Origin of the sequence: Leptothoe sp. ISB3NOV94-8A, from assembly GCF_043421595.1 — a bacterium.
Taxonomy (GTDB): Bacteria; Cyanobacteriota; Cyanobacteriia; order Phormidesmidales; family Phormidesmidaceae; genus Leptothoe; species Leptothoe turfae.
Map to the genome: position 1 here is coordinate 265,306 of NZ_JAXSQW010000002.1, position 13,310 is coordinate 278,615.

Genomic DNA, 13,310 nt, shown 5'->3' on the forward strand with positions numbered 1-13,310 from the left:
TTCGATACCCAAGCTTTTTGAGCGCTTTTGACTGCTAAGTAGGTGGCCAGAAGTAAACGCAGCTCTAGATCGCTAAGATGCTTGTCTAATAGCTTTTGGGCTCTTGAATAGTTCTGGCCACCTACTTATTTGAGTTTGGTATTAATGCATCCAGCACTTGATTCTGCTTTGCCTTAACCTAAAGCTTGAGTTACATTGCAGGTGTGTGATGGCATTTTGGGCAGGATGGTTAACGGTATTTATTATGGGTTTGGTGGCTGTTATCACCCCTGGACCCGATTTTGCGCTGACATTGCGGAGTAGCTTAGCCTATTCGCGGCGAGCTGGCGTGTATACGGCAGTGGGTATTGGTTTGGGGAATACTATTCACGCCACATACTGTTTGGTTGGCATTGGCGCGCTGATTTCCCAATCCATTTTGTTATTCAATGGGCTCAAGCTGCTGGGGGCTGGGTATCTAATTTACCTGGGCATCAAATCTCTACAGGCCAAACCTGTCAGAACCGAATCTCTACAAGATAATCGACGGATTGTCAGTGCATTTGCTGCTTTTCGATTGGGGTTGTTTGGCAATTTACTAAACCCCAAAGCTACACTGTTTTTCTTAGCCCTATTCACTCAAATTGTGCAGCCAGAAACACCATTCGCAGCTCAGGCTCTTTATGGTGGCACCGTGGCATTACAATCCCTTGTTTGGTTCTCTTTACTAGCATTATTAATTTCTCAGCGATGGGTAAAACAGCTGTTAATGGATGTATCTCACTGGTTAGAGCGGGTAACGGGAGCGTTATTAATTTTGTTAGGGCTACGGCTGGCGGTGACTAAGCTTAGCGACTAACGAGTTTGAAACACGCTCAGGCTGAATGTGTAGACATAGCCTGTCAGGAATAGCACCAAGAAAGGAAGCGATAAGTAGTGGTGGTTGGTGAATGCGATCGCAATCGTCAGCACCAAATACACCATCATCGCCAGCTCTAAATAGGGCACCCAATTTTTAGCCGCTCGATACTTCTTGTCGATCCAGCTTTCCTTTTTGCCAATTACACCATGCTTGGGTGTGCGGATAAAATCCCTATTGTTACGCAACAGACCATCACACACAGCCAGGGACTGATTGATGCTAAGGCCAATGCCTACGCCCATTAGTAAAAACAGGTTCCGTAATATATCCCAGGAAAACAGCTTTTTCCTGGGCTGTTGTAAGGAGATTAAATAAAAGCTGACTAAGCTAATGCAGGTTACTAAAGACAGTGGTACGTAGAAGAATATGGCATACTGCCAACGGTAAGGCATAACATAGAGCTGATATGGCAAAGAGAGTAGAAGCATCAGCAACATCAACAGATAGTTGAAGTTGTTGGTCAAATGAAAGAAGGCCTCCCATTTAATATGGGCCGGGAAGTCAGCCCGTAAAAGAGACGGCAATAGCAGCTTTGCCACCTGGCTAGATCCCTTAGCCCAGCGAAACTGCTGGGATTTAAATGAATTCATCTCCATGGGTAACTCTGCAGGTACCCTGATATCTGGTAAGTAGATACACCGCCACCCTTGCATTTGAGCTCGATAAGACAGATCTAAATCTTCGGTAACCGTAGAATGTTGCCAACCGCCTGCATCTCTAATGGCATTGATCCGCCAAATGCCAGCGGTGCCATTAAAGTTAAAAAAACAGCCTGTGCGGCTGCGAGAGGTTTGCTCGGCTACAAAGTGTCCGTCTAACATCAGCGCCTGTAATTCCGTTAGCTGAGAATAGCCACGGTTTAGATGCCCCCAGCGAGCCTGCACCATGCCCACCTGGGGGGCTGAAAAATAGTGCACCATTTTGAGCAATGTGTCTGGTGGTGGAACAAAGTCAGCGTCAAAAATGGCGACAAGTTCCCCCTTTGCCAGGTTTAAACCATGGGCTAGGGCTCCTGCTTTAAAGCCTTGCCGCTGCTGGCGATGGATATGATGAATATCCAGATTCTGTTGTCTGAGCTGCTCTACCTGTTGCTGACAGACCTCTTGAGTTTCATCCGTTGAGTCGTCAAGCACCTGGATTTCTAATTTGTCGATCGGATAGTTCAGCTCACCAACAGCTTTTAGTAGTCGCTCCACCACATACATTTCATTAAAGATGGGCAGTTGGACGGTGACTTTTGGTAGCGTGGCGTCGGTGTAATACTGCTGCGGCTGCGATGCTTGATGTCGATAATGGTAGAACCGCCAGATAATTAGTAGCCTGTGGAAGCTATAAAGGGCAATGATGCATAGGATTAAGTCATAGGCATTGGTGACAATGTCAGACAGGCTCATGTATTTAATACTGATGTTGTTAGGCGGGCTAAGCTGCCAGCAGAGGCATTATAGTCAACGAAATTATGAATAGGCTGGGAAAAAGCTTAGCGGTTGCTGATTTAAGGCAATAAATCTATCTAAAAATTCTCCGATTGCGCAAAAAAAACCGTTAGAGCCTGGCAAAGCTGAGAACTGTCAGACGCATAATGGATGGGATGGGTAAATCAACCAATATTTGGATGCCTCTATGGATATTGTATTTGGCTTGTTAGCTGCATTTGCATTGCTGTTGATCAGTGCACTACAGGGAATAGCGCTAATGTGGCCATTGGCGGGTGCGATCGTACTATTCATCCTTATCCACCTACATCGCGGCTATGGGCTACTGACACTCCTACGTTTCTGTTGGCAAGGAGCTAGACAGTCCTGGCCTGTGTTTAGCATTTTGCTACTCATTGGTGCCCTCATGAGTAGTTGGCTCGCTGGGGGTACCGTACCAGCCCTTGTTTACTACGGCACCCAGCTGATTGCCCCCCACTACTTTGTACTGTCGGCCTTTATCTTGACCGCATTAGTATCCACCTTACTTGGCACCTCCTTTGGGGCTGCTGGCACCATTGGTTTAGCCTTGATGATCATGGCCCGCAGCAGCGGTATGCCCCAGCTTAATTTGGTGGCTGGGGCCATTATTGCCGGAGCTTATGTGGGTGATCGGTGTTCTCCGCTTTCTTCCAGTGCCCATTTGATCGCAACAGTTACTGACACACGCATTTACCAGAATCTGAAACAAATGCTGTTAACGTCTCTGCTGCCCCTATCACTAACGTTACTGACCTATGGCATATTTTCCTGGTTCTATCCATTAGAAATCTCTCAACAGTCCGACATTAGTCGACAAATTGCAGCTACGTTTGATCTCCATGGTGTAACACTTGTTCCGGCTTTACTGGTGTTGGCACTGGCAGCGATACGCGTGAATGTAAAACTTACGATCAGTCTAGGTTGGGGCTTGGCCGTTATCTTAGCGATCGGTCTGCAACACTATTCTCTTACAGATATTCTCCGCTTTACCCTATGGGGTTTTCGACTGGAATCTAGTTCCGAACTAGATACTATTTTGTTGGGCGGCGGTTTATGGCCCATGCTAAAAGTTTGTGCTGTTGTTTTATTGTCAACCGCCCTATCAGGACTCTTGAGCAATACCCACAGCCTGGACCGTGTAGGACGTTGGTTACGCATAGCGCAACAACAGCGTACTCTCTTTGCGGGCACAACCTTAATTAGCCTGCTTTCAGGAGCCTTTGGCTGCACCCAAACCATTACTATTTTACTTACCCATCAGCTGGTATCGCGTCAATATAAACAACAGGGCCATAACGCCCAGCAAGTAGCCATTGACCTAGAGAACACAGCCGTTGTGCTGGCACCCATGATTCCCTGGAACATTGCGGGGTTAGTCCCCGCCACATTACTGATGGCTGGTCCGGGCTTCATTCCGTTTGCGGTGTATCTCTACCTCGTTCCCCTCTGTAACTGGCTCTGGCCTGCTCGCCTAGAGTCTGTACCTGTGCTAGCTACCGTTCAAAAATAAGTCCTGGCCTTAATCGCATCCTCCCTGTTAGTTTGCAAAACGCCGGAGGCACTATTAATAATAGGGCAGCTTGATTTATCACTCAGTTTGTTGCCAACCTCTGTCGTTCGTATTCATTTCCAACCCATGCGCTTTACCCTCTCCAGGTGTATTCGTTTGCAGGTAGTGCCTTTAGTTTTACTGAGCTTGGGAATAGCTTGCGGTGCGCCTGTGCTTGATTCCACAGATGTGGAGATTACGGATACCCAACCAACACAAAATGCTGCTCCTGTAACCGGAGACCCCGTATACTTTGGAGTATTAGCCATTGACAGTGCGGTCTCTGTAAACGAGCGCTACGGCCCCCTGCTCAATTATCTATCAACTGAGATTGGTCGACCTGTTGAGCTAGTTATCTTATCTCAAGAAAGTCAGTTCACTAAGGTTGCAGAAGAAGCATTAGATTTCACTACGAATAATCCCTTGGCTGCCGTACAGATTCAGCGACTTTATGACACTGAGTTCTTGGTGACCCACACTCGCCCTAAAACCGGTGCTCAGTTTAGCGGTCTGATTGTCGTCAATGCTGATAGTGATATTACATCTATCCAAGACCTGAAAGGCCGAAAAGCAGCCTGTGTTAATTTTCAAACAGCAGCAGCAGGATGTACATTTCAGATTTATCACCTGTTGCAAAACGACTTTGATCCCCATAAAGAGTTCAGCAGCTTTGTGGAAAACAAATCCCAAGATAATATTGTTCTCGCTGTGCTTAATGGAACAATCGATGTGGGCTTTATTCGCACGGGACAGCTAGAGAAAATGGTCAATAAAGGACTGCTTAACGATTTGGGTGAAATACGGGTTATTGATGCGGCAGACGATGACTTCTTTTATCCACATACAACCGAGCTGTATCCTGAATGGCCCATCGCAGCCCTATCAAGTACCGATCCTCAGCTGGCTGAACAAATGCAAGCCGCCCTCCTCAGACTGCCGATTGATCACCCTGCTTTAACAACACTAAAAGCAGATAGCTTCATCCCAGCAGTCAATTATGACTCATTAAATCGCTTGGTGGAGACCTTAGAACTCAAAAGTTGGGATGCTGCTCCAGTTGAGTAATGACCACATTTTTATCAACAGAATATTGACTACTATCACAGATATTACATTTATTTGTTATCAGATTCGACCAGTATGAAGGATCTGTGTAAGTGGTTAATGCGTCAGTTTAAAAATAGTGTGTCATTACGCTATCTGACGACTGTTAGTTCTTTTGTGCTGGTGGTGCAACTAATTTTTAGCCTACTACAAATACAGCGCAATCAGGCGCGACAAATGGAGATCTTGCATAAGCAGGTACAAAGTAATACTAATTTTATTCGAGATATTGCCCCGGAAACTATTTTTAATCTCGACTTTCTCTATTTAGAAACGTTGATGCAACAGACAGCTAAAGAAACTGATGTTGTTTATAGCGTCATTATCAACCAGAATGGCAAAGCGCTCACTCGTTACCTCAATCATGAACATCCTCTGATCAAGTCTGTAATACAGAATACTGACACGCCACAGGATGACATTCTAACTTTACTAGCAACGGTTGATCGATTGCCACTTGTGCATAAAAAACAAGTATCGATTGCATCCTATGGGCAACCCCTAGGAGAAGTACACATCGGATTCTCGACTCAACGAGTGCGCTCAGAAGGTTTCAGAGCTGCTGTGAATAGCATCATTACAGCTCTATCGGTAAGTTTGTTACTCGCTGTTTTAACAATTTTATTATTTAACCGACAGGTGCATGGGCCTTTAAAGTCCCTAAGAAAGTTTGCACATGGCTTTGAAGAAGGAAACCTCAGTCAGCGCATTCAAATTCGATATCCCGACGAAATTGGTCAGGTGGGGCGAGCATTGAATCGTATGGCTGATCAACTTCAGGAAAACTTGGTGGGACTTGCTAAGGCAAGAGATCAGGCAATTGCTGCAAATAAAGCAAAAAGTAAATTTTTAGCCAACATGAGCCATGAGTTGAGAACACCATTAAATGCCATTTTAGGCTTTAGTGAGCTAATGACCTATGAGAGTGACACAACGCCTGCCCAAAAGCGAAACCTTGAAATTATTAATAACAGTGGGGAGCATTTGCTATCACTGATTAATGACATTCTGGAAATGGCAAAGATTGAATCTGGTCAGGCATCTATTGAGTCTATCGCGTTTGACTTACATCCTGATGAAGGGGATGCTCCCACAGCAACCGCTGAGAACGCAATCCCCCCTTTTAAAGCGGTTTCAGCTGAGGATATTCGTGCCCAGATAGCTGCTATGCCTCAAGACTGGCTGACACAGATACATGAAGCGGCTGTTCAACTCGATCATGAGAAAACCTCCACTCTGATTCAACAGATCATGGACAGTCACCATGAATTGGCTATGCAATTACACACTTGGGTCACTAACTTTAGGTTTGACAAGATCACCAATTACACGACTGACATTTTAGGACTGACCTAGAAGGGTCAATCTATCTCATTTAATGGTATCAAGTGTTCATTTTAACTCTTAATATTACAAGGAATTAGCATGACCAGCAATATTCTCTTAGTTGATGATACACCTCAAAATCTTCAACTGTTATTTAACATATTACTCAATCAAGGGTATAAGGTTCGCTGCGCAATCAACGGTGCTTTAGCCCTGAAGGCGATTGAATCCTTACCGCCCGATCTGATTTTGTTGGATATTAATATGCCAGATATGGATGGCTATTCCGTATGTCGTCAGCTGAAAAGTTGTCAAAATACTCAAGAGATTCCAGTTATTTTTGTCAGCGCTATGGGAGAGACGCTCGATAAGGTAAAAGCATTTGAATCTGGCGGTGTTGACTATGTCACAAAACCATTCCAACTTGAGGAAGTATTAGCCCGCATCTCTACCCATTTAAGCCTTAAACAGGCCCAGGCTGAGATAAAAGTGCTCAATGAACAACTAGAGCAGCGGGTTGTGGAACGCACCCTTCAACTCCAGGAAGAGATGGCTGAACGTCAGCGAGTGCAAGAAAAGCTGATTTATCAAACCACCCACGATCGGCTTACGGATTGCTTAAATTTACCTGGATTTGTCAAAGTCCTAGAACAGTCTATGGACCAAACCCAATTTTTATCGGAAACCTATGCCGTTTTGAGTTTAACGTGTGAACGCTTTCAACGTATTACCAATGCATTTGGCCACCTAGTGGGTGACCATCTACTGTTACAGGTGGCACATCGCCTTAACCATGGTTTCTCTGACCAGGCAGTAATCGCTAGAATTGAGAGTGATCGATTTGTGGTGTTACTAAAGGGCCTTGCAGCTAACCGGGAGATTGCTCAGCAAACTTGTTTAGCCATGGCTAAACAAGTTCAGGGAGAGTTATCAAAGGTGTTTATTGTTGATCATCATCAGATCTTCTTGCAAACAAAATGGGGGATAACCCTAGGACAACCCCAGTATTCTAGAGCGGATCACATTCTGCGAGATGCTAGCATTGCCTGTTCTCAGGCTTATTCTCAAGGTTTAACTTTACCAGGGAGGACGGAGGGGAATATAGCAGCGTATTGTGTGTTTAATGCCCACATGCACGATCAGGCATTGGAAAAGGTGCAGTTGGAGAGTAATCTCAGACAGGCTATTGACCGCCAGGAGTTTATTGTTCATTATCAACCCATTGTTTCTCTTGCTACTGGAGAAATCCGAGGCATGGAGGCACTGGTGCGTTGGCAACATCCTGAACAGGGATTTATTTCACCGATCCAGTTTATCCCAGCAGCTGAATCATCTGGATTAATTGTTCCTTTAGGCGCAATTGTGATGCGTCAGGCTTGCGAACAGTTCCGTCAGTGGCAACAGCAGCATCCGTCTTTAGAGCAATTAAAGGTAAGCGTCAACCTTTCGGTACGCCAGTTCGCTCAACCAGATCTGGTAGAACGCATTCAACAGATGTTAGCAGACACAGATCTGCAACCTGAGAACTTACAACTTGAGATTACCGAAAGTGCCATTATGGAGAGTAGTAAATCAGCTGCATCTATTCTGGAGAGATTGCGATCGCAAAACATCCAACTGGCTATCGATGACTTTGGTACAGGCTATTCCTCTTTGAGTTATCTCACTCAGTTTCCCGTCGACACCCTTAAAATCGACCGAGCTTTTGTGAATCAGCTGGGCCAAGATCCCAAACATGTCGGTATCTTCCAAGCGATTGTCACCCTGGCAAATACCCTAGGAATGGATATTGTTGCCGAAGGCATTGAAACAGATCTACAGCTACAGCAGTTGAGAACATTTGGCTGCCAATTAGGCCAGGGTTATCTCTTCTCTAAGCCGGTCGACAGTACAACCATGGCTAAGCTATTCACTCAGCCTGTTTGGTCCCATCATTGGCTAACGGATAATATTAAGAATGATAAAGGTAGGGTAGCCACCCTCCACTAGTTCAGTCGACATTGCTGCTCCTTAGGATGACTTTAGGTATGAAACACCGGTAAATAGCCATAGCTCTAGATCGGTACATCTCCTAAATCAGCAATCGCGTTCAGTCGAATCAGCGATATATTTTCTCATTGGGACGTTTAAAGCCTGCATTTGTTGGCCGATCATAGACGCCGAGTCTTGTCAAAAATCGACGGAAGCTAACATATACTAGCCATGCGCCGATGAGTGCGGGCAAAATGAAAGCCGCCATCGTGACCTTATCGAAATACTGACCTTCTAGAATTCTGGCTTGCCATACAATCACTATCCTGGCTGGGCCTGTTTCTGTAGATACCCAATGCGTAATGAAGGCCATGCAAAGGCCCAAAAAGCCGAGGGGGACAAGGCAGCCAAGGTTCTGTAACCAGTCTTTCAAGATTGGATGCATGGTTCTAAAGGGATACAGACCGGGGGAAGTCTGCATCAGTGACGAAGAAACTTATACCTATAGAATTCCCATGCAATTTACCAAATCCAGAATTTTTGATTAAACCTGCTCACATCTTATGGAGTTCATAACAATGCAACATGTCTATTGTGGCTACCTGATAGTCAGTTAAAACCCACCTATACGGTCATTCCAGCCATGGCTTGCAGCATTACCAATGCATATTTACACCATTAAGGACCCCATGGATGAACTTATGGACAGAATAGTCACCTGTCGGTAGATAACTTCAAAAAATTACAGTATACAAAGTTCTTTCTGATACAAAATTGATCGATCAGTTCTAGAAAAGAGACAGCGTTTAGGGTGAACCTATCTGTCTTTTAACTAAGCGCTGTTGACTGCCAGTGGGTAAAAATGTGAGTCCCTTGCACCCGTAACTCACAATCATCCAGATCAAAGATCAGCGGCTCATACTTAGGATTGGCAGCCTCTAAAACAACCACTGACTCTTTTTGAAAAAAATGTTTTAGGGTAGCACCTTGGCCTTCCACATAAACTGCAACAATCTCACCAGGCCCAGGTTGGTAATCATCAGCTACAGGTCGAATGCCGACATAGGCTCCATCAGGAATACCGGCACCCACCATACTATCTCCTGAAATTTTCAGGACATAATCGTTGGGCTTACGCCCGTTGTACTCAATGTTGAGATACCCATGGTCTTCTGTAGCAGGCTCGTGGCAATAACCGGCTGCAATTTCACCGCGAATGGGTATTCCTTCTAACTCTGATAGTTCAGTGGGAGGAATGTCGTAGGCTTCGAAGTTAACGACCTTAATACCCCGTGATGTACGTTTGCGACGAGTAATATATTGGTTTCGCTCTAACCATTTCAGACTGTTTTGAATGCTGCCATGGGAGCGAGCTGTACCGGTGGTAATTTCTCTCACCGTAGGGCTGTTCTGATGTTTGCGCCAGTACGCTTCGATGAAGCTGAGTACAGTTCCGTGGGGTTTGCGGACAGCCATGGGTCAACATCGTATAGGACAAATGTATTGTAGTTCAATTGTCCTATCAGTGACTAGGGGTTTTGAAAAAAATCAAAAATAGACACTACTGCGCCTGACCGTAAGTTAGAAGAGGTGCTCAATGCTTTGAGGTATTCTATCCGCTGATTTATCGGTTTTCTTCTGTGTAGTTGACTGTTGTCGTGCTTAGTATTCACACCGACATCGACTTTCGATGCTGACGGAAAATATTTAGCAGCCTGCAATACGCCAGCTTAAATCAGATTGTTGCTGCATCATATAAGCTGCATCATATAAAGAGTCCACACCAGAATTCATTGGCTAGAGACTCATTGTTACTAACCTGCTACTAACTATGTTACAGAACCTATGCCTGCTATAGAAGTGAAAAACCTAACCAAGGTCTATCCAGTGGCCATTAAGCAACCTGGCCTAGCTGGAACATTACGTCACTTTTTCCAGCGTCAATATCGTCAGGTCAAGGCTGTCAATAATGTATCGTTCTCCATAGAACCAGGGGAAGTGGTTGGTTTTTTGGGACCCAATGGAGCCGGTAAAACCACAACGTTAAAAATGCTGACCGGATTAATTTATCCATCGTCTGGCCAGGTAAGCGTGGCTGGGCAGATCCCCTTTCAGCGTCAGCGTTCTTTTTTGGAGCACATCACTCTGGTCATGGGACAAAAGCAGCAACTAATTTGGGATTTACCGACCCTAGATTCACTGCGGATTAATGGGGCGATCTATGGGCTATCCCACCAAGAGCTACGCGATCGCATCCATGAACTGTCTAAGATGCTTGACCTGACCGATAAACTTACACAGCCTGTCCGTAAGTTATCTTTGGGAGAACGGATGAAGGCTGAAATGTTAGCAGCTCTATTACATCATCCTCAGGTGTTGTTTTTAGATGAGCCCACATTGGGACTGGATGTCAATGCCCAAATGGCGGTGCGAAATTTTTTGCAGGCTTATAACCGGCGTTACCAGGCAACCATTGTTCTAACGAGTCATTATATGGCTGATATTACGGCGCTTTGCGATCGCGTTTTACTCATTTATCAAGGACAACTCATTTATGATGGGTCTTTGAACAGTCTGATTGAGCAGTTTGCCCCCTATCGTGAAGTGACTGCTGAGCTTGCCCAAGAAATTCCCGCTGCCTCTTTAGAACCCTATGGTGAAATTCAGTCTATCGATGGTTGCAAAGTTGTTCTTTTAGTGCGTAGAGAAGACCTGACCAAAACCGTATCCCAAGTGTTAGCCCAATTGCCAGTCCATGATTTAACCGTTACCGATCCCCCCATAGAAGATGTCATCGGGCGAGTATTTGATATTGGGCTTGAGATTGTTCGTAACTAAAAACATCACCATCAAAACTCTCCCCCTTACCTGAAGATTAGCCACCCTCACCAATAAAGGGAGTTCCCCCCTTACCTGAAGATTAGCCACCTTCACCAATAAAAGGAGTTCCCCAAAATTTCCAATTTTCCTTATTAAATGGCGAGCGCCACTTATATATGAGAGCTGATTCAATCGCCTGGCGAGGGCGGCGTTCAGCAGGAGCATGACGCCAAAACGCTATACCTAACTGGCTGTCAAGACCATGATGATAATGCGCATGGCGATAGTTCATTAAATAGCGTTTACAATCATGTTCCCCTTTCCAACGCTGATTTGATTTGACGGTTTCGCCCACATACAACAGCAACTCACTTTTGTAATCAATGACAAAATAGAGGGCTGCCACCCCCACATCACTAAACTGCCAGCGCCAAAATTCCGTATTTTGCTGAGGTAAAGTAAACGGATCGATATCCTCGCCAGGATCACGAGCTGCTTCAAACAAACAAGCTTGCTCCATTATGGGTGTCGCTTGTACGGACATCTGAAATGTAGCAACTTTACATTTCCAAGCAACGAGCTCGCTATGGCTCAAGGTAGTTTGAGACTGTAAGTTTTGGAATCGAGACTGACTAACGGCCCGCTGAACCTCGTCATTCAGTAGGGAGGGTTGGTTACGATTGCCCATGGAATTACTCCAAGCTCGACGCTATATATGGCGTAATCATGCCTCTAAAAGGCAATCATACCTCTGTATCTAGCATCAAGAATACCTGCTTTACAAGAACATTGCAGAGATGGCAGTAGATTTAATCTGGAAAGTTAACGATTCACCATGTATTGATAGGTATCGACATCGGCCTATTAACGTTCTGAGTAATGACACGTCCTCCACTGTGATGCAAAAGTAACTCCCATTGTGAAGAAAACTACCGAATCTAAGGGCAAGTTTATATTGATTTTGTAGACACTACCTTTTATCAAGTCGGGTTTTGTTGTTACTACTTAAAATTGGTTAGAGCAGAGGGTGGCTACCGAGTAAATGCCGAATTGCGTGAGTAATCACTCGATGTTTATTCGTTAGGCTAAACAAGGCGAACAGTATATAGATAACCCGTCTGATGGAACTTTTGGGCAATCTAGGGTTGCCGATTGTTCTACTAGTCTGTTGTAAATATTGCTATTAGATTATGGTCGATAGTGTTAAGACATCCTCTCCTATGTCAGCGTTGGTCCAATCGGAGTTTCAAACTATTCAGCTGCCCATCAGTATGGCAGTAGCTGAAGCAACAGCATTTAAGCAGCAGTGTCAGACGCTTTTTGCCGAGCAGCCTGATTTATCTGAGTTGGTACTGGATTTTTCGGCAACCCGATTTATTGACAGTAGTGGCATTGGCGCTTTGGTGATTTGCCATCGCCTATGTGCGGCTAAAGGTGCCAGGTTGCGATTGGTCAATGTACCCGCCCAGGTCATGATGGTGCTGTCATTAACTGAACTAGATAAGGTATTTGACATTACCCTTGCTGCTGAGGAAGATTCCAATCCTGAAGATCAGGTTTTACCTGAAACTCATCCTTCAGTAAATTCCAAAGCAAAACGCACGCTAGACATCGTAGGAGCCTTTGTAGGATTATTCTTGACTGCTCTGGTTTGTGTACCAGTTGCAATCATTATTAAGCTGGATGATGGAGGTCCTATTTTCTTTGCTCAGACCCGCTGCTCTTGGCTAGGTAAGCGGTTTAAGATTTGGAAATTCCGCTCGATGGTAACGGATGCCGAATCTCGTAAGAGCGAGGTCTCTAACCAGGTGGAAGGCCCACTATTTAAGAATGAAAACGATCCCCGAATCACTAAGATTGGGCGTTTCCTTCGCAAAACCAGCTTAGATGAGTTTCCTCAATTTTGGAATGTGCTCAAGGGGGATATGAGCCTTGTGGGTACAAGACCCCCCACACCTGATGAGATTGAGCAATATGAAGTTGGCCAGTGGCAACGTCTAAATGTCAAGCCAGGAATGACTGGAGAATGGCAGGTTAACGGTCGCTCTAGCATCACTAAGTTTGAGGATGTGATTAAGTTAGACCTGCGCTATCAGGAAAACTGGAGCTTCTTCTATGACATTAAGCTAATTGTCAAAACGGTTCTGGTTTTGTTTAGCAAAAAATCTGGAGCTCACTAAAG

Annotated in this window: 10 protein-coding genes and 2 pseudogenes; 8 read left to right on the forward strand and 4 right to left on the reverse strand. The window is 45.0% G+C overall.

The window, feature by feature from the left end:
• The first annotated feature begins 208 nt into the window (after positions 1-208).
• Complete coding sequence (locus SPB21_RS31660) at positions 209-838, forward strand: LysE family transporter (protein WP_499869029.1); 630 nt, start codon at positions 209-211, stop codon at positions 836-838.
• Here the strand turns inward: SPB21_RS31660 and SPB21_RS31665 are convergent.
• Entirely contained in the window at positions 835-2,295 is a 1,461-nt protein-coding gene (locus SPB21_RS31665) for a glycosyltransferase (protein ID WP_499869030.1), read from the reverse strand. The genes SPB21_RS31660 and SPB21_RS31665 overlap by 4 nt on opposite strands.
• Before the next feature lie 229 nt (positions 2,296-2,524).
• Between SPB21_RS31665 and SPB21_RS31670 the strand changes: the two genes are divergently transcribed.
• The 5 genes and pseudogenes from SPB21_RS31670 to SPB21_RS31690 form a co-directional block, all read left to right on the forward strand.
• Positions 2,525-3,868 carry a Na+/H+ antiporter NhaC family protein gene (locus SPB21_RS31670; protein WP_499869031.1) on the forward strand — a complete coding sequence of 448 codons (1,344 nt, stop codon included), beginning with the start codon at positions 2,525-2,527 and terminating at the stop codon, positions 3,866-3,868.
• Positions 3,869-4,078: 210 nt separating this feature from the next.
• Positions 4,079-4,972, forward strand: a complete 894-nt coding sequence (locus tag SPB21_RS31675; protein ID WP_499869032.1) for a phosphate/phosphite/phosphonate ABC transporter substrate-binding protein — start codon at positions 4,079-4,081, stop codon at positions 4,970-4,972.
• Between the two features lie 75 nt (positions 4,973-5,047).
• A complete protein-coding gene (locus SPB21_RS31680; protein WP_499869034.1) occupies positions 5,048-6,367 on the forward strand; it encodes a histidine kinase dimerization/phospho-acceptor domain-containing protein in 1,320 nt (439 codons plus the stop codon).
• A 69-nt stretch (positions 6,368-6,436) separates the two neighbouring features.
• Positions 6,437-7,348: pseudogene (locus tag SPB21_RS31685) on the forward strand (GGDEF domain-containing response regulator); the annotation flags it as partial.
• Positions 7,349-7,519: 171 nt separating this feature from the next.
• A pseudogene (locus SPB21_RS31690) lies at positions 7,520-8,326 on the forward strand (putative bifunctional diguanylate cyclase/phosphodiesterase); the annotation flags it as partial.
• Positions 8,327-8,435: 109 nt separating this feature from the next.
• Here SPB21_RS31690 and SPB21_RS31695 read toward each other — a convergent pair.
• Positions 8,436-8,681 carry a hypothetical protein gene (locus SPB21_RS31695; protein WP_163669686.1) on the reverse strand — a complete coding sequence of 82 codons (246 nt, stop codon included), beginning with the start codon at positions 8,679-8,681 and terminating at the stop codon, positions 8,436-8,438.
• A gap of 455 nt (positions 8,682-9,136) precedes the next feature.
• Complete coding sequence (locus tag SPB21_RS31700; RefSeq protein ID WP_163669684.1) at positions 9,137-9,784, reverse strand: LexA family protein; 648 nt, start codon at positions 9,782-9,784, stop codon at positions 9,137-9,139.
• Positions 9,785-10,153: 369 nt separating this feature from the next.
• On the opposite strand from SPB21_RS31700, the gene SPB21_RS31705 reads away from it, so the two are divergent.
• Entirely contained in the window at positions 10,154-11,146 is a 993-nt protein-coding gene (locus SPB21_RS31705; RefSeq protein ID WP_163703235.1) for an ABC transporter ATP-binding protein, read from the forward strand.
• Between the two features lie 82 nt (positions 11,147-11,228).
• On the opposite strand, the gene SPB21_RS31710 is transcribed toward SPB21_RS31705, so the two are convergent.
• A complete protein-coding gene (locus SPB21_RS31710; protein WP_163669680.1) occupies positions 11,229-11,816 on the reverse strand; it encodes a GIY-YIG nuclease family protein in 588 nt (195 codons plus the stop codon).
• Positions 11,817-12,348: 532 nt separating this feature from the next.
• On the opposite strand from SPB21_RS31710, the gene SPB21_RS31715 reads away from it, so the two are divergent.
• Positions 12,349-13,308, forward strand: a complete 960-nt coding sequence (locus SPB21_RS31715; protein WP_499061989.1) for a sugar transferase — start codon at positions 12,349-12,351, stop codon at positions 13,306-13,308.
• Positions 13,309-13,310: the final 2 nt, after the last annotated feature.